At 58.7% G+C, this 20,946-nt stretch carries 20 protein-coding genes and 1 pseudogene; 7 read left to right on the forward strand and 14 right to left on the reverse strand.

All coding sequences use genetic code 11. The annotated features are described in order from the left end of the window. Window positions 1-38: 38 nt before the first annotated feature. From FE240_RS07385 to FE240_RS07395, 3 genes are all read right to left on the reverse strand, one after another. Entirely contained in the window at window positions 39-617 is a 579-nt protein-coding gene (locus tag FE240_RS07385; RefSeq protein ID WP_042047451.1) for a PhnA domain-containing protein, read from the reverse strand. Between the two features lie 144 nt (window positions 618-761). Beyond that, window positions 762-1,493 carry a UDP-2,3-diacylglucosamine diphosphatase gene (lpxH, locus tag FE240_RS07390; protein WP_193003990.1) on the reverse strand — a complete coding sequence of 244 codons (732 nt, stop codon included), beginning with the start codon at window positions 1,491-1,493 and terminating at the stop codon, window positions 762-764. Window positions 1,494-1,635: 142 nt separating this feature from the next. Beyond that, on the reverse strand, window positions 1,636-2,130 hold the full coding sequence (locus FE240_RS07395; protein WP_042047412.1) for a peptidylprolyl isomerase: 495 nt from the start codon (window positions 2,128-2,130) through the stop codon (window positions 1,636-1,638). Between the two features lie 198 nt (window positions 2,131-2,328). Here FE240_RS07395 and cysS point away from each other — a divergent pair, with 198 nt between their 5' ends. Beyond that, window positions 2,329-3,705, forward strand: coding sequence for a cysteine--tRNA ligase (cysS, locus tag FE240_RS07400; RefSeq protein ID WP_193003991.1), 1,377 nt, complete (start codon window positions 2,329-2,331; stop codon window positions 3,703-3,705). 303 nt (window positions 3,706-4,008) lie between these two features. Beyond that, window positions 4,009-4,861: pseudogene (locus FE240_RS07405) on the forward strand (IS5 family transposase). Window positions 4,862-5,044: 183 nt separating this feature from the next. Here FE240_RS07405 and FE240_RS07410 read toward each other — a convergent pair. The 8 genes from FE240_RS07410 to FE240_RS07445 all read right to left on the reverse strand — a co-directional run bounded on the left by FE240_RS07410 (window position 5,045) and on the right by FE240_RS07445 (window position 13,349). After that, the gene (locus tag FE240_RS07410; protein WP_193003992.1) at window positions 5,045-7,321 is read right to left on the reverse strand and encodes a DEAD/DEAH box helicase; all 2,277 of its coding nucleotides are present in this window, start codon (window positions 7,319-7,321) and stop codon (window positions 5,045-5,047) included. Continuing rightward, entirely contained in the window at window positions 7,309-8,016 is a 708-nt protein-coding gene (locus FE240_RS07415) for a hypothetical protein (RefSeq protein ID WP_226799052.1), read from the reverse strand. Before FE240_RS07415 ends, FE240_RS07410 begins: the two co-directional genes overlap by 13 nt. A 949-nt stretch (window positions 8,017-8,965) precedes the next feature. Further along, window positions 8,966-9,700 carry a substrate-binding periplasmic protein gene (locus FE240_RS07420; RefSeq protein ID WP_193003993.1) on the reverse strand — a complete coding sequence of 245 codons (735 nt, stop codon included), beginning with the start codon at window positions 9,698-9,700 and terminating at the stop codon, window positions 8,966-8,968. 68 nt (window positions 9,701-9,768) lie between these two features. Then, complete coding sequence (locus FE240_RS07425; RefSeq protein ID WP_193003994.1) at window positions 9,769-10,257, reverse strand: GDYXXLXY domain-containing protein; 489 nt, start codon at window positions 10,255-10,257, stop codon at window positions 9,769-9,771. Continuing rightward, window positions 10,254-11,240: a DUF4401 domain-containing protein gene (locus tag FE240_RS07430; protein ID WP_193003995.1), complete on the reverse strand. Its 987-nt coding sequence runs from the start codon at window positions 11,238-11,240 to the stop codon at window positions 10,254-10,256. The genes FE240_RS07425 and FE240_RS07430 overlap by 4 nt, the downstream gene beginning before the upstream one ends. Further along, window positions 11,233-12,168, reverse strand: coding sequence for a DUF2157 domain-containing protein (locus FE240_RS07435; protein WP_193003996.1), 936 nt, complete (start codon window positions 12,166-12,168; stop codon window positions 11,233-11,235). The genes FE240_RS07430 and FE240_RS07435 overlap by 8 nt, the downstream gene beginning before the upstream one ends. Window positions 12,169-12,217: 49 nt before the next feature. After that, a complete protein-coding gene (locus FE240_RS07440) occupies window positions 12,218-12,775 on the reverse strand; it encodes a TMEM165/GDT1 family protein (protein ID WP_193003997.1) in 558 nt (185 codons plus the stop codon). Between the two features lie 244 nt (window positions 12,776-13,019). Beyond that, on the reverse strand, window positions 13,020-13,349 hold the full coding sequence (locus FE240_RS07445; RefSeq protein ID WP_193003998.1) for a translation initiation factor: 330 nt from the start codon (window positions 13,347-13,349) through the stop codon (window positions 13,020-13,022). A gap of 120 nt (window positions 13,350-13,469) precedes the next feature. Between FE240_RS07445 and FE240_RS07450 the strand changes: the two genes are divergently transcribed. The 3 genes from FE240_RS07450 to FE240_RS07460 are packed head-to-tail and all read left to right on the forward strand — an operon-like array spanning window position 13,470 to window position 16,203. After that, entirely contained in the window at window positions 13,470-13,697 is a 228-nt protein-coding gene (locus tag FE240_RS07450) for a FeoA family protein (protein ID WP_042047401.1), read from the forward strand. Continuing rightward, window positions 13,694-15,964 carry a Fe(2+) transporter permease subunit FeoB gene (feoB, locus tag FE240_RS07455; protein WP_193003999.1) on the forward strand — a complete coding sequence of 757 codons (2,271 nt, stop codon included), beginning with the start codon at window positions 13,694-13,696 and terminating at the stop codon, window positions 15,962-15,964. Before FE240_RS07450 ends, feoB begins: the two co-directional genes overlap by 4 nt. Further along, the gene (locus FE240_RS07460; protein WP_193004000.1) at window positions 15,961-16,203 is read left to right on the forward strand and encodes a FeoC-like transcriptional regulator; all 243 of its coding nucleotides are present in this window, start codon (window positions 15,961-15,963) and stop codon (window positions 16,201-16,203) included. Before feoB ends, FE240_RS07460 begins: the two co-directional genes overlap by 4 nt. A gap of 33 nt (window positions 16,204-16,236) precedes the next feature. Here the strand turns inward: FE240_RS07460 and FE240_RS07465 are convergent, their stop codons facing one another. Together FE240_RS07465 and FE240_RS07470 are read right to left on the reverse strand one after the other, a co-directional pair. Beyond that, the gene (locus FE240_RS07465; RefSeq protein ID WP_193004001.1) at window positions 16,237-17,358 is read right to left on the reverse strand and encodes a PilT/PilU family type 4a pilus ATPase; all 1,122 of its coding nucleotides are present in this window, start codon (window positions 17,356-17,358) and stop codon (window positions 16,237-16,239) included. Window positions 17,359-17,416: 58 nt separating this feature from the next. Beyond that, window positions 17,417-17,770, reverse strand: coding sequence for a DMT family protein (locus tag FE240_RS07470; protein WP_193004002.1), 354 nt, complete (start codon window positions 17,768-17,770; stop codon window positions 17,417-17,419). Window positions 17,771-18,040: 270 nt separating this feature from the next. Between FE240_RS07470 and btuC the strand changes: the two genes are divergently transcribed. Together btuC and FE240_RS07480 are read left to right on the forward strand one after the other, a co-directional pair. Beyond that, window positions 18,041-19,033, forward strand: coding sequence for a vitamin B12 ABC transporter permease BtuC (gene btuC / locus FE240_RS07475; RefSeq protein WP_193004488.1), 993 nt, complete (start codon window positions 18,041-18,043; stop codon window positions 19,031-19,033). Further along, window positions 19,017-19,748, forward strand: coding sequence for an ATP-binding cassette domain-containing protein (locus FE240_RS07480; protein ID WP_193004003.1), 732 nt, complete (start codon window positions 19,017-19,019; stop codon window positions 19,746-19,748). The genes btuC and FE240_RS07480 overlap by 17 nt, the downstream gene beginning before the upstream one ends. 5 nt (window positions 19,749-19,753) lie before the next feature. On the opposite strand, the gene FE240_RS07485 is transcribed toward FE240_RS07480, so the two are convergent. Beyond that, a complete protein-coding gene (locus FE240_RS07485) occupies window positions 19,754-20,818 on the reverse strand; it encodes a 3-deoxy-7-phosphoheptulonate synthase (protein WP_193004004.1) in 1,065 nt (354 codons plus the stop codon). Window positions 20,819-20,946 lie beyond the last annotated feature (128 nt).

The raw sequence follows: 20,946 nt of genomic DNA on the forward strand, positions 1-20,946 counted from the left end.
CCGAGGGCCGCCTTTTTACCGCGTTATCGCGCGCGGCGTTATGCCTTCTTCATGTAGGCGGCGACCAGCACCAGTTGCACGCCGTTGACCTTGCCTTCGATGTGCAGCGGGTTGTTGGTCAGGCGGATGTTCTTGACCAGGGTGCCACGCTTGGCGGTGAAGCCAGCGCCCTTGACGTCGAGATCCTTGATCAGGGTCACCGAGTCACCCTCTTGCAGCACGGCGCCGTTAGAGTCGAGGGTCGGGGTGTGATCGTCATCGGCCTGCTGCTGGCCGGCTTCGGCCCAGGCGCGGGTGTCGTCTTCGAGGTAGAGCATGTCGAGGTTGTCACGGGCCCACACTTCACCCTGATCGGCCAGGGTCTTGAGCTGACGCCACGCCATGACCTGTACGGCCGGCACCTGGCTCCACATGGTGTCGCCGAGGCAGCGCCAGTGGTTGACCTCGAGGGTCTCGGGGGCGCTGATCTGGCCGTGGCAGGTGGCACACAGGGCGACGCTGTGGTCGGCGTCAGCGGCCGGGGAGTGGGGGATGGCGTACTGGCTCAGCTCCTGCTCGGCTCCGCACAGTTCGCATTTGCCACCGGCCCGGGCCAGCAGAGATTGATCGATCGACATGGTGATATTCCCCAAGGTTCGGGCCCACCACTGGTAGGCCATGTTTCAGTTATAACGAGAGGGGGCGAACTATAGCAGATTATCCCCCATTTTGGCAGGGATAATCGTGTCATATGCTAGTTTCGCCTCAGGTGAGCCTGCTCATCAGCGCGGCGGTAGGGGGCGCTGCTCCAGCGTCTGCTCACCGGGGCGGCACACCAGCACCGAGCCCTGCTCGAACCAGTCGCCCAGCACGATGCGGCGGGCCGACTGACCGTCGAGGGAAAAATCGTGGATGGCGGGCCTGTGGGTGTGGCCGTGAATGAGCAAAGTGCAGTGGTGCTGGCGCATGGCCTGGTGCACCGCCGCCTCGGTCACGTCCATGATCGATTGCGCCTTGCCGGCGTTCTCTTTTTGGCTGTTGCCACGCAGGTGCCGGGCAATGCGCTGGCGGCGCGCCAGCGGCAGGCGCAAAAACAGCCAGCGTAGCCAGCGCCAGCCGGTGACGCGGCGAAAGCGCTGATAGTCCACGTCTAGGGTGCAGAGCAGATCCCCGTGCATCAGCAAGGTGCGCTGGCCGTAGAGCTCGATCACGCTGGGATCGCCGAGCAGGGTCATGCCGGCGCGGCGGGCAAACGCCGACCCCAGCAGAAAATCGCGGTTGCCGTGCACGAAATAGAGCGGCACGCCGGCGCTGGCCAAGGCGGCGAAGGCGTCGGCCACCTGATCGTGCAGCGGGTTGGGGTCGTCATCGCCAATCCAGAACTCGAACAGATCGCCGAGCACATAGAGGGCGTCGGCGCGGCGCGCCTCACCTTGCAGAAAACTGAGCAGGGCCGCCGTCATGTCGGGCCGCTCCAGAGAAAGGTGCAGATCGCTGATAAAGAGGGTCGTCATGGGGTTCACAGGCCGCCGTGGCTCAGGAGGTGATAAAGAGGCCGGCGGGCATCAAAGGCGGCGAGGGAATCGATGCAACGCCCGTGGGCATCAAAGGGAAACACCGCGGCCGGGGCCGCGGTGGCAAGGTCGTTCACCGGGATCAGGCGACGGTGACCTTGGTGATGATCACATCTTCAAGCGGTACGTCCTGGTGGATGCGGCCGTAGTTGCCGGTCTTGACGCCCTTGATCTTGTTGACCACGTCCATCCCTTCGCTCACTTCGCCAAACACGCAGTAGCCATAGCCCTGGGTGGTGGCCGACTTGAAGTCGAGGAAATCGTTGTGGTTGACGTTGATAAAGAACTGGGCGGTGGCCGAGTGCGGGTCCATGGTGCGGGCCATGGCGACGGTGCCGATCTTGTTGGAAAGCCCGTTGCCGGCTTCGTTTTGTACCGGATCGCGGGTCTCTTTCTCTTCAAAGCCGGGCGCATAGCCGCCGCCTTGGATCATGAAGCCGTCGATGACGCGGTGGAACACGGTGCCATCGTAGTGGCCGTCACGGCAGTATTGCAGGAAGTTGGCGACGGTCTCCGGGGCCTTGTCGGCGAACAGGGTCAGGGTGATGTCCCCGAAATTGGTGTGCAAAGTGACCATTACGGCGTCCTTTTAGTGGGTGGGTGTGCAAGTGCGGGCAATTCTAGCCCAAGGTGGGCTGTCGGCAAAGGGTAGGGCAGGGGGCAAAGGCGCGAGCGGACAGGCTTTGTGCGGCGAAAGGGGCGGCGACACGGCTCGTTTTATCCCCCCGATGGGGTTAGAATGGCAGCCCATTTCACTGGAAGGACAGCGATCGCGATGCTGAAGATTTACAACACACTCACTCGTCAAAAAGAAGAATTCAAACCCATCCACCCGGGAAAGGTGGGCATGTATGTGTGTGGCGTCACCATCTACGATCACTGTCACATTGGCCACGGCCGCACCTTCGTCGCCTTCGACGTGGTGGCCCGTTACCTGCGTTATCTCGGCTATGACCTCACTTATGCGCGCAACATCACCGACGTCGATGACAAGATCATCAAGCGCGCCGCCGAGACTTGCGTCAGCTGCGATGATCTGACCGAGCGCCTGATCGGCGACATGCACGCCGACTTTGATGCGCTGGCCATGCAGCGCCCCGACATCGAGCCGCGCGCCACCGCTCACATCGGCGAGATCATCGCCATGGTGCAGCTGCTGCTCGATCGCGGTCATGCCTATGTGGCCGACAACGGCGACGTGATGTTCATCGTTGACTCCTTCCCGGCATATGGCCGCCTCTCGGGCCAGGATCTCGAGCAGTTGCAGGCCGGTGCCCGGGTCGACGTGGTCGATGCCAAGCGCAACCCACTCGATTTCGTGCTGTGGAAGATGTCCAAGCCCGGTGAGCCGACCTGGGAGAGCCCCTGGGGGCCGGGCCGCCCCGGCTGGCACATCGAGTGCTCGGCCATGAACTCCAAGCATTTGGGTAACCACTTCGACATCCACGGTGGCGGCTCGGATCTGCAATTCCCGCACCACGAGAACGAGATTGCCCAGTCTTGCTGCGCCCACGACGGCGAATACGTCAACACCTGGATGCACAGCGGCATGGTGATGGTGGATAAAGAGAAGATGTCCAAGTCCCTCGGCAACTTCTTCACCATTCGCGACGTGCTGGCTCACTACGATGCCGAGACGGTGCGCTACTTCCTGATGTCGGGCCACTATCGCAGCCAGCTCAACTACTCGGAAGAGAACCTCAAGCAATCGCGCGCGGCGCTCGAGCGCATCTACACCGCCCTGCGCGGCCTGCCGGCGGTGGCCCCGGCCGGTGGTGAAGAGGCCGTGGCCCGCTTTAAAGCCGCCATGGACGATGACTTCAACACCCCGGAAGCCTACTCGGTGCTGTTTGATCTGGTGCGCGACATCAACCGCCTCAAGGGGCAGGATGACGTCGCAGCGGCAGGTCTGGCCGCCCGCCTGCGTGAGCTGGGCGGCGTGCTCGGTATCTTGCAGCAAGACGCCGACGCCTTCCTCAAGGGGAGCGAGAGCGACGACGAGGTTGCCGAGATTGAGCGCCTGATCAGTGAGCGCAACCAGGCTCGTGCCGACAAGAACTGGGCCGCTGCCGATGCGGCGCGCAACCGCCTGACCGAAATGGGGATCGTGCTGGAAGACAGCGCCGGCCAGACCACCTGGCGCCGCGCCTAAGGCCGGTGGCCCTGCTCGCGCCAACCAGTTGACCCTATAAAAAAACCGCAGCCCGAGGGCTGCGGTTTTTGTTTGCGTCTTTTCCCTCGACACCTCTTAAGTCTCGGTGGCCTGCGCTCTGAGCCCCTCTCTCCTTACGGGAGGGTGCTAGGGTGAGGGGACCCAATACTGTGCCCGCCCGTGGCTTTAGCGTTCATATTGATCGCCTTTTCCGCGGTGTTGTTTCCTATATTGATGCAGCTTGAATGGAACTAACTGAGAACTCGGTGATCTGATCACCACCATCCTCTTCAAGTCTGCATCATGGGCACATCGCTTCATCCCATCACCAACGGGCCTCAATACAACAAGTCTTTGATTAACCGTGGTTCACTCACCTTCTGGGTTGATGCCGCCGTCATGAACAACGGGCTCTACCACGACCATCACGGACGGCGGGGCCGCAGCCCGCTTTACACTGACCAGACCATCTGTACCTTCCTGATGCTCAAGGGGATATTCAACCTCACTCTGCGAGCCACTCAGGGACTACTCGACTCCCTGTTCCAGTTGATGAACGTACCGCTTTGTGCCCCCGATTACAGTTGTGTCAGCAAGCGGGCCCGCACGGTGACCGTGGCCTATCGGCAGCCCAGCAAGGGGCGCATCACCGACCTGGTTATTGATTCGACGGGTCTGAAGGTGTTTGGCGAAGGCGAATGGAAGGTCAGAAAACACGGCGCTGAGAAGCGGCGAGTCTGGCGCAAGTTGCATCTGGCGGTAGACCCGGTGAGCCACGATATCGTGGCGGCGGAAGCTGGGGTGTATTTATGCAGATGGCGCCTATGACAGCAAAGCCAGCTATCAGCTTATCTCGCGCAAAGGGGCGACAGCCTGTATCCCGCCTCGCAAGAGTGCGGGGCTCTGGAAAAAGGGGCATCCAAGAAATGACGCTGTGCTGGTGATGCGCAAGGAAGGATTGGCGCACTGGAAGAAGATATCGGGGTATCACCGTCGCTCGCTGGTAGAGACGGCGATGTACCGGTTCAAGCAGTTGCTGACGGGCAAAATCAGTCTGCGTAATTACAACGGCCAAGTGGGAGAAGTGATGGCGTATGTCAGCGCTATCAACAAACTCAATATCCTGGGCTTACCTGTCAGACTGCCCCGAGTGTAACGGTCACCAGGGGCTGGGGCAGTCATGACTTGCTGGCTGATTTGGGAAACAACGCCGTTTTTTAGTTGAGATAGATGCGTGTCTGGGGAATAGAATAAAAAACCGTAGCTCAAGGCTGCGGTTTTTCGACAGGGAGATATATAAAATGTTCGATGTTAGGATTGAAGTGGGCTGGTTAGATAATCAAGGTAAATACCACTCAATTAACTCTTTTATATATGGGTGGCTAAAAGTTACATCTGGCTTGAATAATATATTTTCTTCGGATATTTCATCTATGTACTCTGATATTTCTTTTAGATCATCGGGTGGAAAACCATACCTTATCAATAGTGTGTGAATAGTATTGTTTGTTCCATATTTTAGTAACTCTACCATTTTCAATGCGTTACTATCTTTTGTTGCACTATGATATATATAGAACGCACCCATTAGCACATCCGATAGAGAAAATGCAATGACCATGTCTAGATAGTCGTAGGTATCGAAAACTATCGCGTCATAACTTACATCCTTAGCCTTGGTTTCTGGAAATAAAGAATATGCATGTCTTAATGTGCTGTCAGGTAACTTATTGGCCGGTTGTGTGAATTTTGCCAGTGCATTTCTATCTCCATTGCGGTTAGATATATTATTATACCGAATCCCCACTATCTCCTTGAACGGTCGACCTCTAATAACATGAAAGAAAATCACTACAGCAGTATTAAATACATTTAACTCACCGTCTAGTAACTCTCTCCCAAGTGAGGCTTCATATATGATACGTAGGTTGTCCTTGACGACGTCTCGATTTTCTCTATTCTCACGACCAAATAAGTGTTTACCAAATTCATCACCATAGATTAAATCAAGAGTTTCTTTAATTAAATCGAAAATATGTTGATTGGATAGTCGCTCTATCTTTGTTTGAGGAAAATTAATTTCCTCATTGAAAGTGCCATCTATAATTGAGGTAATTAGTTCTTTTTCATCTGTAAATTTGTCTGCATCTGATTCCAATAGAGAGCTCTCTGAAAGACGGTAAGAGTTGTTAACTCTCGAGGATAATAGTCGGGCATTATTTGTATAGACAAAGCCAAAATCAAAAGTAGGATTTATTGACAGTCGTCCACTTCTGCCAATCAGGTTCTTGAATGCTAAAGATTTATCTTCTTCAGATGAACCTTGCATTCTCATATTATCTAGCCAGACAATATCAAAAGGCATATTGATACCTTGAGCTAAAGTACTAGTTGCAAAACAAATTTTAGCAAAGCCCTCCCTAATAAAGTCCTCAATCAAGAATCTTACATTCAGGGGAACTGAACCATGATGAATGACAACCCCAATCTTTAATAATTCAACCAGTTTGGATTTATGATTGTTGTCATTTGCACCTAGGACATCCTCTACCTCTCTAATTATTTCTAATGCTCTTTTGCTTTTTATTTTGTCGAAATTGTCAACAAATTTTTTAAAGTTATCAAGGAAATCTCCACGATAAAGAGATGCTTTGGAGACAAAGACTAGAACTGATTTCTTTCCATCAAAAGCAAATTTTTCAAAATCGCAATCTAGCTCAATGCAGTTTTTTAAATTATGTCCATTTTCTATATAAGGTGAAAAATAGTAGTCTTTGCTGTTTTTATGGCCAAAAACAAAAACCTTTCCAACAGTGTTGTGAGGGTAAGACCTTGAATATGAATTAACTTCATCTATTGAATGTTTTTTGAATTGCGCTTCTGGATTCTCAACAAATGGGTGTGCAAATATTAGTTTTGCTTCTGGATAATGTTTTCGTACCCGCCGTACTAATACATCAAATATAACGCCTCTTTCTTTTTCCTCTGAAACTTGAGCTTCATCAAAAAAGAATAACACAATATTTAAATGTATTTTTGATGTAAATAGCTCTCTGGCTCTTTCAGGAGTTAGAATGAAAATCCGCCTTAACTTTCTTTTTGTAAATACATAATCAACAAAAGATGAAATCATAATCTTCTTATCATCTTTAAACTTATCACGCATTGTTTTTATGTATTCTGCAATTAATGCTCGAGATGGGACTATAATGACGCAGTCACCTTGAAGATCAAAGATATAATCTCGAATAGAGAATGATTTTCCTACACTGGTTGGTGCAGATATAGAAACGAACTGTTTTCTTTCTACTGCTGTTCTAACGCTAGCTTGAACGGGGGTAAGGTATTCTCCAAATCTTACTTTGTGGCTATGACCAATGTTTGAAAGAATGAAGGAATATAAATTTTTAGGTTCTGTGTTTTTATAAAATAGACCGAGAGAAGAGATTATCTTCTCTTCATAAAGTGTGAATGTTTCTGGGTGAAAAACTTTATAATATGTTAGGTTTTCTATTAATATATTATCTATGGGGCCATCAGCGTGTAACTTTGTAATTAATTTACAAAGACCATCCTCTGGACTATTAGACTCTTTGATACTTTTTATGCTGAACATATCACACCTACTAAATAGATTGCAGTGGCACCTTTGACTAAACTTGAGCGGTAGATGCGTTTAAGAGCATTATCCATTATGGCCTGATGGTTTGCAGAATTTATTGAAAATGCAGCTATCACGCCGAAATTATCATCATCCAAATTATTTATTGATTTGGTGTCAGCAATATTTTTTAGGTGAGCCCTATCTCTGAAATGTTTTTCTTCGTTTATGAATTTTTCTATTTGTGGGATCGCTTTTATATGAGAGTTGATTGAACTAGAATATTTTGCCTCTCCGAAGTTAATCAGGTTTGCTGGACATTCTGTATGAAAGTCGAAACCTTCATTTTGTTTTTTTTGTGGCTTCCAAATTTCAGCTATAGGTAATGCCCTGTGTTCGAAAATTATTTCCAAGGCCCGTGATGAACCTATCGATATCATTATTTCACCAAATTCAGAGCCGATTTCATTGCTGTCTTGAAATTTTTTAAATATAGCGACAAGTGCTTCTGCAGTCTCATTGGCTGTATAGCGATAAGATTTTTTTGTTCCCTTGTCCATGGAAAGCATCCATGAAGTATCTAGAACAGATTCAGTGAGTTTTTGGGCTATGCATCTTAGATCGTTTACAGTAATCAAACATGATTTTATATTTCCATTTTCCGGGAGCTTGTTATGTTTGCATCCCCATTCTTTATCATCCGTTATCACAATATCTCCTATGTTGAAATTTAATTAAGATATGTTTTCGATTTGCGAAGTATAATCAGATGTTAGAAGAAATAACTTTTTATAACAGCTAAATAGTTATTGTCTGGCCTCAAATATACAGCTATTCCCCGATAGGGATGTGTCCCGCTTGCTGCTCTGCTCACAATGATTTTTTCACCTATGCAACCATGTCGATGATACCTGTTGCATAGGTGTGACAATTTGGTCTTGCCATACGATAGGCGAGGGGCCGGATCAGCGATAACTACTCTTCAGATCACGATAGGGCATAGGGGGCTCTTCTCTGTTAATTAGCCTCGGTGCAGCTAGTTGGGTGTCACTCCCTGTTGTTCGCTGAGGTGAACCCGTTTGTCCAAGACGCGAGGCCAGGGATGGCCCATCGGCGCGAGCAGTCGGACAAACGGATGAGCCGAGGGAACCCGATGCGGGAAGGCTAACAACCGGGGGAGAAGACCTTTGGTGTTATTTGCCAGAGAGGGCGGGTCTTTCCAAAGTCACTCGCCCCAACCCGAAGGGCGGGCGAAACCCCGTTGAGGGCAGCGCCCTTGTGTCCTGCATGGCGGAGCCATACCCAAAGCTGTTGGCGACTCCTCATCCTGACCCTCTCCTCCAAGAGGCAAGGGGAGCAAACCAAAACCCCCTTGAAGAGAGCGTCCTCGCCCCTCGCCGAGGCGTGCTATGCCGCTCTGGCGCCCGTCTCGGCTCCATTTCGACAAAGATGCTACCGCCCCTGGCTTATCGCTGCCACCGTGCGCCCTTGACCGTCCATGGGGGCCATCAGGCTCCTTTTGCCATCTTAAGGAGGTGGGCGCTGGCTGACCAGCGCATTTTTGACGTAACTATCAGAAACGCGTGGTTTTTTGCAGGCGATCACGGGAAAAAGCAGGGCGCCCGTCGGCGCCCTTTTGGCATATGGATGGGAGGAGGCTCAGGGCATGAAACGCCGCTGTAGCGCGCCATAGTGGGGGCTGGCGAGGGTGCCGGTCAGCCCCAATTGGAAGCGTTGCACCGTCTCGTCACTGACGGCCCGGCTGAAGGCGTAGCACAGCTCCTCGGCGCTCAGGGTATAGGCCTTGCTGATGCTGGCAGGATCGATCCCCATCTCTTTAATGGTGTCGTTGGCGGCGAGCGTGCCGGTGGCCACCAGATCGACCCGCCCGGAGAGCAGCATGCGCAGCGCCTGGCCGAGGCGGTTGGCCGGCACGATGCGGGTATCGTCCATCCCCTTGTTGAGCAGCAGTTGCTCCGAGGCATCGGCGCGCACCGCCGCTATCGAATAACGGCCCAGCTCGGCATCCGTGGTGAGCGTGAGCGCCCGTTTGCTCAGGCCGAGCAGCACATATTCCGAGTAACCGATGGGGCAGGCCCATTTGAACAGGGGATAGCGCACCGCAGTGCGGGCGGTCGAGAAGAGCACCACGTTGGGCTTTTGGGTGAGCAGGTAATAGCCGCGCGCCCAGGGCAGTACCCGGATCGGTTGGGGCGGGGTGCCGGTGCGCTGCCACACCTCCTTGAGGGTCTCGACCGCCAGACCGGTCACTTCACCTTGCGCCGTGGTGTAGCTGTAGGGGGGATACTCCTCGGTGAAGTATTCGAGGTGCTCTAGCTCGGCCATGGCCGAAGCGGTGAGGCCCCAGAGGGTGATGGCAAGCCAGCGTTTCATCGACCTTTCCCTTTGTCGTGCATCTCCATTGTCTGAGTGTTGCCATAAGTAGCCATTAATTCAAGAGGTTACCAACGCGCTCTGCGCATACCGAGTGGTTTTCCGTCCGCGTCAGCCAGCCCAATCAACTGCATCCTGCCCTCTTTGCTAAGGCGAAACTCCCCATAACGGGCCTGCTCCAGCAGCTTGGCCTCTCCCTCCTCGAAAAAGTAGGCATCGGGCCCGATCTGCGTCTGGCGTATCGGTTGCAGCCGCCGCTCGTCGGCCGCCAGTGTTTGTGGATCGGCGCCGGGCAGCCAGTGGGCGACCCTCTGCGGGTCGATGCGCACCACCAGCGAGGTCGGTGGGGTGGGGAGGGTGCGCAGCTCACGGTTGATGGCGTAATCAAGGCGCATGTAGTCCCCCTGCATCAAGGAGCGCGGATCGACCGGCGCCAGCGCCAGTAGGATGGTCTCGCCACTGGCCAGGGCCAGTTCGCGGCGCGCCACGTCGGCGCCCAGCAGCAGCACAAGCAAGGCGCCATAAAGGGCGATGAGATGTTGCCGATGGGCTCTCATGCAGAACTCCTTATCAGAGTGAGCTGGCGCACCAGCAGCAGTAGCGCGCCACACAGGGCCAGCAGGGCGGCCTTGATCATCAGGGTCAGGCGCAGATCGTAGTAATAGAGGGCGCCGGCACTGAGCAGCAGTAGCAGGCCGAGCGTCCAGAGCCCACGCTGGCCGTCGCGAAAGCCGAGCAGTAGCAACAGGCAGCCGGCGGCAAAGCCGGGCAGCAGGGCCGAGGCCGCCAGCAGCGGCAGGGCCGGCAACCAGGGCAGGCGGCAACGGAAGGTAAAGGCGAGCAAAATCAGCAGCGAAAGCGGGGCGGTGGGCCAGTGCGGCAGATAGGCCGGGGCCAGGCTCTGCCAGGGCGCGCTCTCCCAGACCTGGGAGGGGAGCAGCGCCAAGGCCAGCAGCGCCAGTGCCAGACCCAGTTGCAGGCTTTCGTGCAGCGCACTGTGGCGCGGCCAGCGCACCATGGCGAAGGAGAGACTCAGCACGGCGAGCAGCAGCAGCGGCTCGCACAATCCATGCAGGCCGAGGATATCGAGCGCAATGGCCAGTAGCAGGCCGGCGGCAAAGCCGTGAAAAAGGCGCAGCAACCAGTGCGCAAAGAGCAGGGCGATCGTCAAGGAGAGCGCCGCCAGCCCTACCCACTGCCAGGGCGAGTCGGTATCGATGCTATCGAGCAGGCCATAGAGTAGCCAGCCATCGCCGGCCAGCACCAGGGCCAGCACGCACTGCGCGAGCAGATCGCGCTGCACCTTGGCCAGCATCATGGCGCGTGCCAGTGCCAGCAGACCCGCGCCGAGCAGCAGGGCGCCACTGCTGGAGCGAATGAGGCTCATGAAGGTAAGAAACAGGAAAAACAGCAAAAACAGGGCGGCCAACCAGCCCGAGACCCCGAGCAGCAACCGGCTGCTCCAGTGGGGGGGATCGCTGACGGGGGGCTCGCCGCTCACTAGATCGGCGTCACGCAGACGTTGCCAGAGTTCACTCATGGGCCCCTCCACCGAGTTTGAGCCAGCGCACCGCCAGCACCGAGAGGGTGATGGCGAGCAGGGCGAGCAGCAAAAAGCCGTTCATGTCGATGTCGACCCACTTGCCGACCGCCACCAGGATGACGCAGATAACCGAGAGGGCGCCGAGCGCCAGCCCGGTGAGAAAGCGGCCATGCCAAAGGCGATAGCCGGCGCCGAGCCAGCCAAGCCAGGCTGCCCAGGCCAGGGGGGAGGTCAGCTCGAACAGGTTCAGCAGTACCAGCAAGGTGGCGCCAAGGCCGGCTGCCAGCGCCGGCAGATAGGTGGGCAGGGGCGGGCGCCGGTGCGCGGGCAGGGCGAGCAGCACGCCCCACAGCAGGGCGTTGCCAAGGGTTAAGCACCAGGCGAGCGTCTCTTCATCAAAGGCAAACAGGCTCTCGATACTGAGCGGCCAATAGAGCACCAGCGCTAGCTGGCCCAGCATCCAGGCCAGTCCCCAGAGCACAGCGCTGCGCCCGAGCAGGGCCCACGGCAGCAGCAGGGCGGCCCACAGGGCAAATAGCTGCCACGGATCGGCGCCGGTCTGGTAGGTCTGACCAATGAGGGCGAGCAGACCGCCGAGGTTGAGGCCGGCAAACAGCAGCTGCGCCTGACGCTGTGGGGGAGTAAGGGGGCGCAGCCCCAGTAGCAGCACGGCCAGCAGCGGGGCGGTCACCAGCAGCAGCCGGCTCAGGCGACCGAGCTGGTGCCAGTTGAAGGCGATGAAGAAGATAAGGCCGGCGGCCAGACACAGGGTGCCAAGCAGCAATAGCAGGCGATCGAGCAGCTGTTGCCACTGGGTTTTTGAGGGGGGCAGACCGAGCAGTCGCTCGGCCTGCGCCAGATGTTGCGGCGCTAGGTGGCCGCGGCGAACCCACTCAAAGAGGGGGGCGCGAGAGGGTGGAAACATGGGATCTCCTTATCTGATGGGCGGAGTATCCCACGAAAGGGGGGAGACGTCAGGAGAGCAGCAGGGTCGAGACACCGAGCAAGGTGAACAACAGGGCGCAGCTGGCACGGATGAGGCGCATCGGCAGTCGATCGGCGCCGAGCTTGCCAAGCAGCACCACAGGCACGTTAGCCAGCATCATGCCAAGGGTGGTACCGGCAATCACCTGAAAGAAGGCGTCGTACTTGGCGGCCAGCAGCACGGTGGCAATCTGGGTCTTGTCGCCGATTTCAGCGATGAAGAAGAGAATAAAGGTGGCGACAAAAGGACCGAAGCGATCGAGCGGGCTCTCCTCGTCGTCCATCTTGTCCGGCACCAAGATCCAAATCGCCATGGCGATGAAGGCACCGGCCACCAGATAGGTGAGCAGCTTAGGGTCAAGCCAGCGGCTGATCATCTCGCCAAGCCAAGCGGCGCAGGCGTGATTGAGCACGGTCGCGGCCAGCATGCCGGCGATGATGGGCCAGGGCTTTTTAAAGCGGCAGATGAGCAGCAGGGCGAGCAACTGGGTTTTGTCGCCGATCTCGGCGATGGCCACGCTGAGCGTGGAGGTGAGCAGGGCTTCCATAAAATGACCGGGGGACGGAGTTGTTATCAACCAAAGACCGGCAAGCGTCGTCCGTCCCCGGTTGCGACACTCGCCCGTCAAAGGTCTTGTCAACGCTGCCCGCTGGCTGCGCGCCCTGACCATGGTGATTTGGCACCAAGTATGTTGATCAGGGCCGTCGCCTGCATGGCGTCAGGCGGCGCGACTACTCCCCCTCGATGGGAGCGGGCATTCTAGGGAAAAGCGCCAGCATAGGCAAGCGCGGTCAGCCGCCCACCAGCTTGACGGTAAAGCCCGCCTTCTCCAGCTCGGCGCGGATGAGATCGCGCTTGTCCCCCTGGATTTCGATGACCCCCTCCTTGAGCGAGCCACCGGTGCCGCACTTTTTCTTCAAGGTGGTGGCGACGGCCTTTTGCTGCTCGGCCGGCACCCCGTGGATGGTGATGACGCCGGCGCCCTTGCGCCCCTTGGTCTCGCGCCGGATGCGCACTATCCCGTCTTCAGCAAAGGCAGAGGCCTGCTTGGCCTGGGTGGGCTCGGTAATGGCACCCCGATCGGTGGAGTAGACCAGTCTGCTGTTGGCATCGTGTGACATCGTTTTACTCTGGTATTTGCTAAGCGAAGTTTGATTTTACGCAAATCCGCGCGCCAAGTACCGCTTATAATGCCGGTCAGTAAAAGCGAATTATTCTTGTTTAAACTTCAGGAGGCGGCCATGGATCTTACCGACCTGGCGCCGGGACAATGTGCCCGCATTCTCGATATGAACCGACTCACCCGTCAGGTGCGCCGCAAGCTGATGGTCATGGGGCTGCTGCCCCACAGCGAGGTGCAGTTCCTGCGTGCCGCGCCGCTTGGCGATCCGCTCCAGATCCAGTGCCAGGGGATCTGTCTCTCCATCCAAAAGAGCCTGGCGCGCCAGATAGAGGTAGAGCGGGTATGAAACTCAACATCGTCACCGTCGGCAATCCCAACAGCGGCAAGACCTCCCTGTTCAACGCCCTGACCGGTGCCCGCCAGCAGGTGGGCAACTGGTCCGGGGTCACGGTTGAGAAAAAGACCGGCCGCTTCGAGCATCGCGGCTTCGAGGTGGAGCTGATGGACTTGCCCGGCATCTATGGCCTTGGCAATCAGGATGACTCCATCGACGAGCAGATCGCCACCCGCTATATCCAGAGCCAGCAGCCGGATCTGTTCCTCAACGTCATCGACGCAGCCAGTCTCGAGCGCTCCCTTTACCTGACCCTGCAACTGCGCGAGCTGGGGCTGCCGGTGCTGGTGGTGCTCAACAAGATGGATCTGCTGGAAAAGCGGCGCATCGATCTCGACACCCGGGCCCTCTCGGCCGCCCTCGGCTGCCCCGTGGTGGCGCTCTCGACCCGCAGCCGCCGCCAAGTGACGGCGCTTAAGGATGCCTTGCTCACCTTCACCCCCGAGCAGGCGCCGCTGGCCCTTGACTACGGCCCTGAGCTGGAGGCCGCCATCGCCGAGCTGGCCGCCCTGTTGCCAGACGATCACCACGCCACCCGCCGTGGCCGAGCCCTGCGCCTGCTGGAAGGGGACAGCTCGCTGCTGGGGGCATTGACCCCGGAGGGACAGGGGCTGGCGCTGGCGCTCGCCGAGCGGATGCAGCGCGGCCATGACATCGATCTGCAACTGGCGGACGTGCGCTACGGCCACATCCACGCCTGGTGCCAGCAGCATCGCCACCAGAGAGGCAAACTCTCGGCGGCCGGCAGCGAGCGCATCGACCGGGTGCTGCTCAACCGCTGGGTCGGCATCCCCTTCTTCTTGCTGGTGATGTACTTGATGTTCATGTTCGCCATCAAGGTGGGCAGCGCCTTCATCGACTTTTTCGACGTGCTGGGGGGCGCCCTGTTTGTCGAGGGAACCCGTCATCTGCTGGAGAGGGTGGCCGCCCCCGACTGGATGGGGGCTATCTTGGCCGACGGCTTTGGCGCCGGCTTGCAGACGGTGGCCACCTTCATCCCGGTCATCGCCTGTCTCTACCTGTTTCTGGCGGTGCTTGAAAGCTCGGGTTACTTGGCCCGCGCCGCCTTCGTGGTGGATGCGCTGATGCGCCGTCTCGGGCTCCCCGGCAAGGCCTTCGTACCCATGCTGATGGGCTTTGGCTGTTCGGTGCCGGCGGTGATGGCCGCCCGCACTCTGGGGGCCGAACGGGAGCGCCTGATGACCTCGGCCATGGCCCCCTTCATGTCGTGCGGGGCTCGCCTGCCGGTCTATGCCCTGTTTGCCGTCGCCTTCTTCCCCCACAGCGGCCAGGATCTGGTGTTTGCCCTCTACCTGCTCGGGGTCGTAGTGGCAGTGCTCACCGGCCTCTGGCTGCGCAGCACCCTGCTGCCGGGCAAGAGCGAGAGCCTGTTGATGGAGATGCCGGATTATGAGCTGCCGCAACTTTCTAACGTGCTGCTCAAGACCTGGCAGAAGCTCAAGAGCTTCGTGTTTGGGGCCGGCAAGACCATAGTGCTGGTGGTGGCGGTGCTCAGCATCTTTAACAACCTCGGCACAGATGGTCGCTTCGACCATGCCGGTGGCGAGCGCTCGATCCTCGCTACCGTGAGCAAGGCGGTGACCCCGGTGTTGCACCCGCTCGGCATCCGCGATGACAACTGGCAGGCCACGGTCGGCATCGTCACCGGCATCTTCGCCAAGGAGGCGGTGGTGGGCACCCTCAACAGCCTCTATGCCGGCAAGGGCGAAGAGGAGGCGGCGGGCGAATACAACCTGTGGGAGAGCGCCAAGGAGGCGCTGGCCACCATTCCGGCCAATCTGGCCGCCATCGATCCGCGCGATCCGATGGGGATTGCCGTCGGGGAGGTGGAAGATCAGGCGGCCGCCGCCGAGGCCCAGGCCGTGGATGTCTCCACCTACCGCAACATGCAGGCTCACTTCGACGGCGCCGCCGGCGCCCTGGCCTACCTCATCTTCGTGCTGCTCTACATGCCCTGCGCCGCCGCCATGGGGGCCTTGGTGCGTGAGACTGGCCGTGGCTGGGCCATCTTCACCGCCCTGTGGTGTAACTACACCGCCTTCATGTGCTCGACCCTCTTCTATCAGGGAATGACCTTTGTCCGGCACCCGCAGCAGAGCCTGCTTTGGTTCCTCTTCTACCTCTTTATCAGCGTGCTGCTGTGGGCGGCGATGCGCCGTCACGGCGATATCGTGGCGCGCAAGGCGGTGCTGCTGTGATCCTGCGTGAGCTGGGGGATTACCTGGCAAGCCAGGGGCGCGCTAGCCGCCGCGATCTGGCCCGCCATTTCAACACCTCGGAAGATGCCATCGAGGCGATGCTCGGGGTGTGGATGCGCAAAGGGCGGGTACGCAAGTGCCACAGCGGCGGTTGCAGCGGCCGTTGCTGCGGCATGCGCGAAGAGGTGCAGTTCGAGTGGCTGCCACACGGACAGATAGGGCTGGTGCAACGGCCCTGAAACGAACAAGGCCCGCAACTGCGGGCCTTGTGGTCAGTGGTCGCCGATGTCGAGCGACCAGGAGGTGGAGTCGAGGGCGTTGCCTATCTGCCCCTTCTCGCGCCACAACTTGACCTTGAGGCGCAGGTTGTTGGCCGAGTCGGCGTTCTTGATGGCCTCTTCCTCTTCGATGGCCCCCTCGACCACCAACTCAAACAGCGCCTCGTCGAAGGTGATCATGCCAAGGGCGCGGGATTTCTCCATCACTTCCTTGAGGCTGCCAAATTCGCCGCGCTTGATCATGTCGCGGATGGTGTGGGTGCCGAGCATCACCTCGACGGCGGCGCGCCGTCCCCCCTCCTTGGTCTTGACCAGGCGCTGGGAGATGAAGCCCTTGAGGTTGTTGCCAAGGTCTTGCAGCAGCTGTGGGCGGCGCTCTTCGGGGAAGAAGTTGATGATGCGATCGAGCGCCTGGTTGGCGTTGTTGGCGTGCAGGGTGGAGATGGCAAGGTGGCCGGTCTCGGCGAAGGTGAGGGCGTGCTCCATGGTTTCGCGATCGCGGATCTCGCCGATGAGGATCACGTCCGGTGCTTGGCGCAGGGTGTTTTTCAGCGCAGCGTGGAAGCTGCGGGTGTCGACCCCGACTTCGCGCTGGTTGATGATGCACTTCTTGTGCTGGTGCACGTATTCAACCGGATCTTCGATGGTGATGATGTGGCCACCGCTGTTTTCATTGCGATGATCGATAAGGGCCGCCAGTGAAGTCGACTTGCCCGAGCCGGTGCCGCCGATAAACAGCACCAGCCCGCGCTTCTCGACGATGACATCGAGCAGCACGGGGGGCAGCTTGAGATCGGCAAAACGGGGGATCTCGGTCTTGATGTTGCGCGCGACCAGCGAGACCTCGTTGCGCTGCTTGAAGATGTTGATCCGAAAGCGTCCCACCTTGGGGATGGAGAGGGCTAGGTTCATCTCCAGCTCCTTGGCAAAGGCCAGTTTCTGCTCTTCATCCATGATGCTGTCGGCAACCTCGGCGACCTCGCCGGGGGCCAGTGGTTCATTGCCGAGCTGCTTGAGCACGCCTTGGAATTTGGCGCTCGGTGGCGCGCCGGTGGTGAGATAAAGATCCGAACCATCCTGTAGAGCCAGGATGCGCAACAGGGGTTGCAATTCCATGTGATGTCCTCAAATTGGCGATGTTAGAACAGAGTATAAAATCGATGGCACTCCCGGATCATGCGAAGAGCTTCTCACGAAAGACGAAGAAGACGGCCCCCAGCATGCATAGCGCTGCCCACAGGTAGTCGAGCTTGATCTCCTCTTTGAGATAGAAAACCGAGAAGGGCACAAAGACCGTCAGGGTGATCACCTCCTGCAAAATTTTGAGCTGGCCCACCGTGAGTACCTGGTGGCCGATGCGGTTGGCCGGCACCTGAAGCAGATATTCAAACAGCGCGATGCCCCAGCTCACCAGTGCCGCGATGATCCATGGCTTGTGGCTCATGTTCTTTAAGTGGGCATACCAGGCGAAGGTCATGAAGACGTTGCTGCACAACAAAAGGCCGATGCTGGACATGATGGGGTTCATGTTGGGGCTCCGAGAAGAGGTGAGGCGACGTTTATAGCGTGCAGACGCGACGGGATAAAGTAGGGGGGCCTATTTTATTGCGCCAACGGCACATTGCCAGAAGCACCGCACGGAGATCGCCGATTTTTCCATCAGGTGAGACGCCCCTGCGCATCCGCGCTAGGGGAAAGAGGGCTCATCTTGGAGAAAAGCGGGAAAAATGGCACTATCGGGCTCTTTTCAGATACAGATCGCCCCCGGCGTGAGGAACGTCCGCTGCCTCTCTCTTCCCTGACCGAACTGGCTCACGCTCACCGCCGCCGGCAGCGCTGGTTGCTGTTGGCGCTGCTGGCCGCCTTGCTGTTACTGGCCCTGCTCTCGCTACTGCTGGGGGCGTTCTCATGGTGGCCGCTCGATCCCATGCAGCAGCAGGTGCTGCTGCAACTGCGCCTGCCGCGCACCCTCTTGGCCATGCTGGTGGGGGCGGCGCTGGCCATGAGCGGCGCCACCTTGCAGATCCTGTTGCACAATCCGGTGGCCGAGCCGGGGCTGCTCGGTATTTCGAGCGGCGCCGGTCTGTGCGCCATGCTGGCGATGAGCCTGGCGCGCCTGCTCGGCTGGGGGCTGCCCGCCTGGGGGCTGGCGCTGGCCAGTTTTGGCGGAGCCCTGGCCGTGACCCTGCTGCTGACCCATCTGGCGCGGCGCCAGCGTCTCGATGTGGCCCGCTTGCTGCTGCTCGGCATCGCGGTGAGCATGCTTGCCAATGCGGCCATGACGTGGCTGCTCTACTTCTCCGATGACGCCTCTTTGCGCGAGTTTATGTTCTGGATGATGGGCAGCCTGGCCTATGGCAGCGGTGCCCTGACCGGCGCCATGCCGCTGATGTTGCTGGCCCTGCTGCTACTTGTCCGGCGCGCAGGACGGCTCGAGCTGATGCAGTTGGGGGAGGCGCAGGCCCGCCTGATGGGGCTCGATGTGACGCGCGAGCGCACCCGCCTCATCCTGCTGGTCTGCCTGCTCACCGCGCTGGCGGTGTCGCTCAGTGGCGTCATCGGCTTTGTCGGCCTGCTGGTGCCGCATCTGCTGCGGCTGTGCGGCGCCGGGGCGCCGCGTATTTTGCTGCCGGCCTCGGCCCTGGGCGGGGCGGCCCTGCTGCTGGGGGCTGACTTGCTGGCCCGCCATGCCACGGCGGTGGGGGAGCTCCCCATCGGGGTGGTGACCGCAACCTTGGGGGCGCCGCTGTTTATCTTCCTGCTGGTGAGACATCATGCTGACGCTCGATAAGGTGGCGCTGCACGGGCGGCTGGCGCCGCTTAGCCTGCGCTTTGAGTGCGCGCAGGCGGTGGCGCTGATCGGCCCCAATGGCAGCGGCAAGTCGACCTTGCTCTCCCTGCTGGCGGGACTGCTCGCTCCCGATGAAGGGGCCATTACCCTGATGGGGGAGCCGATGGCTTCCCTCGATTGGCCGGCGCTGGCTCGCCGGCGCGCCATGCTGACCCAGAAGATCCCGACCGGGCTTGGCATGGCGGTCAGCGAGCTGTTGACCCTGGGCGTGCCCGAGAGGGCGCTGCGCGAGGGGGTGGCGGCCGTGGTGGAGGCGCTGGCGCTCTCAGCGCTGCTCTCGCGCGACTCGACCCGCCTCTCTGGCGGTGAATTACAGCGGGTGTTGATTGGGCGCACCTTGCTACAGGTGTGGCCGGATAGGGAAGGGAAGGTGCTGCTGCTCGATGAGCCGTTGGCGGGCCTCGATCTGCATCACCAACAGGCCCTGTTACAGTTGCTCAAACAACTGGTGGGGCAGGGGGTACTGGTGCTGGTGTCGCTCCATGATCTCAATACTGCCCTGCACTGGGCACAGCGGGTGGTCTGTCTCGAGCGGGGTGAGTGCGCCTATGCCGGCCCGCCGCAGGCGGTGGAGGCCTCGCTCATCGAGCGGGTCTTTCAGATCAAGACCGGCCGCGTCGAGGCGGCCGGTCGGCACTGGTTCTTGCCGCTTTAAGGCGCTCAGGCGCCGGGGTGATTCAGGCGCGCCTGACTCGCCTCGGCCAGCAGGGTGATGAGCCGCTCGCTGTCACGCCAGTTGAGGCAGGCGTCGGTAATGCTCTGACCAAACGTGGCGGCGCGCCCACCCACCACCTCCTGGCGCCCCTCTTCCAGGAAGCTCTCGGCCATGATGCCGGCAATACCACGGCGTCCGCGGCGCAGCTGATCGCAGATATCCTCGGCCACCAGTAACTGACGGCGGTGATCTTTCATGCTGTTGCCGTGGCTGAAATCCACCACCAGTCGCTCAGGCAGCCCCACCTCGGCCAGCGCCTCACACGCCTCGTCAATGCTGGCGCTGTCGTAGTTGGGACGGTGGCCGCCGCGCAGGATGACGTGGCCGTGGGGGTTGCCGGCGGTGCGGTAGATGGTCATCTTCCCGTCTTTATCCGGGGAGTAGAAGATGTGGCTGTGGCGTGCGGCGCGCACCGCATCGATGGCGACGCGGGTGCTGCCGTCGGTGCCGTTTTTAAAGCCCACCGGGCAGGAGAGGGCCGAGGCCATCTCGCGGTGTACCTGGGATTCGGTGGTGCGCGCGCCGATGGCGCCCCAACTGATGAGATCGGCAATATACTGCCCGGTCACCATATCGAGGAACTCGGTGGCGGTCGGCATGCCAAGGCGGTTGATCTCAAGCAGCAGCTTGCGCGCCAGGCGCAGCCCCTCGTTGACATCGAAGCTGCCATCCAGATGGGGATCATTGATGAGCCCCTTCCAGCCGACGATGGTGCGCGGCTTTTCGAAGTAGGTGCGCATCACGATGCACAGGCTGGCGGCAAAGCGCTCGCGTAGCGGTTGCAGGCGCCGGGCGTATTCGAGGGCGGCGTCCGGATCGTGGATGGAGCAGGGGCCGATGATGACCAGCAGACGACGATCTTCGCCCGAGAGGATCGCCTCGATGTCGCGACGGGCATCGATCAGCCGGTTGGCGAGGGCATCGTCTACGGGATAGTCGCGGGCCAGCTCCCGCGCTGTGATGAGATCGTTGATCCGCCGGGTTCTCAGTTCGTCAGTGTGAATGGACATAAGAAGGCTCGAAGTTCTGTGTGGCGGCGGGCGCCGTGAAAAGCAGTGGCTAACATAAAGCAAAAGCGGCTTGATTGAAACCGCACGAGGCTCTGGTAGGATGGGGCGGTTTTTTATCAGGCGCCATG

Source organism: Aeromonas simiae, from assembly GCF_014892695.1.
Classification (GTDB): Bacteria; Pseudomonadota; Gammaproteobacteria; order Enterobacterales; family Aeromonadaceae; genus Aeromonas; species Aeromonas simiae.

What these genes read in the sequence shown, in the direction of transcription:
- FE240_RS07385 (WP_042047451.1), bottom strand. Translation starts at nt 617, where the DNA reads ATGTCGATCGATCAATCTCTGCTGGCCCGGGCCGGTGGCAAATGCGAA.
- lpxH (WP_193003990.1), bottom strand. Translation starts at nt 1,493, where the DNA reads ATGACGACCCTCTTTATCAGCGATCTGCACCTTTCTCTGGAGCGGCCC.
- FE240_RS07395 (WP_042047412.1), bottom strand. Translation starts at nt 2,130, where the DNA reads ATGGTCACTTTGCACACCAATTTCGGGGACATCACCCTGACCCTGTTC.
- cysS (WP_193003991.1), top strand. Translation starts at nt 2,329, where the DNA reads ATGCTGAAGATTTACAACACACTCACTCGTCAAAAAGAAGAATTCAAA.
- FE240_RS07410 (WP_193003992.1), bottom strand. Translation starts at nt 7,321, where the DNA reads ATGTTCAGCATAAAAAGTATCAAAGAGTCTAATAGTCCAGAGGATGGT.
- FE240_RS07420 (WP_193003993.1), bottom strand. Translation starts at nt 9,700, where the DNA reads ATGAAACGCTGGCTTGCCATCACCCTCTGGGGCCTCACCGCTTCGGCC.
- FE240_RS07425 (WP_193003994.1), bottom strand. Translation starts at nt 10,257, where the DNA reads ATGAGAGCCCATCGGCAACATCTCATCGCCCTTTATGGCGCCTTGCTT.
- FE240_RS07430 (WP_193003995.1), bottom strand. Translation starts at nt 11,240, where the DNA reads ATGAGTGAACTCTGGCAACGTCTGCGTGACGCCGATCTAGTGAGCGGC.
- FE240_RS07435 (WP_193003996.1), bottom strand. Translation starts at nt 12,168, where the DNA reads ATGTTTCCACCCTCTCGCGCCCCCCTCTTTGAGTGGGTTCGCCGCGGC.
- FE240_RS07440 (WP_193003997.1), bottom strand. Translation starts at nt 12,775, where the DNA reads ATGGAAGCCCTGCTCACCTCCACGCTCAGCGTGGCCATCGCCGAGATC.
- FE240_RS07445 (WP_193003998.1), bottom strand. Translation starts at nt 13,349, where the DNA reads ATGTCACACGATGCCAACAGCAGACTGGTCTACTCCACCGATCGGGGT.
- FE240_RS07450 (WP_042047401.1), top strand. Translation starts at nt 13,470, where the DNA reads ATGGATCTTACCGACCTGGCGCCGGGACAATGTGCCCGCATTCTCGAT.
- feoB (WP_193003999.1), top strand. Translation starts at nt 13,694, where the DNA reads ATGAAACTCAACATCGTCACCGTCGGCAATCCCAACAGCGGCAAGACC.
- FE240_RS07465 (WP_193004001.1), bottom strand. Translation starts at nt 17,358, where the DNA reads ATGGAATTGCAACCCCTGTTGCGCATCCTGGCTCTACAGGATGGTTCG.
- FE240_RS07470 (WP_193004002.1), bottom strand. Translation starts at nt 17,770, where the DNA reads ATGAACCCCATCATGTCCAGCATCGGCCTTTTGTTGTGCAGCAACGTC.
- FE240_RS07480 (WP_193004003.1), top strand. Translation starts at nt 19,017, where the DNA reads ATGCTGACGCTCGATAAGGTGGCGCTGCACGGGCGGCTGGCGCCGCTT.
- FE240_RS07485 (WP_193004004.1), bottom strand. Translation starts at nt 20,818, where the DNA reads ATGTCCATTCACACTGACGAACTGAGAACCCGGCGGATCAACGATCTC.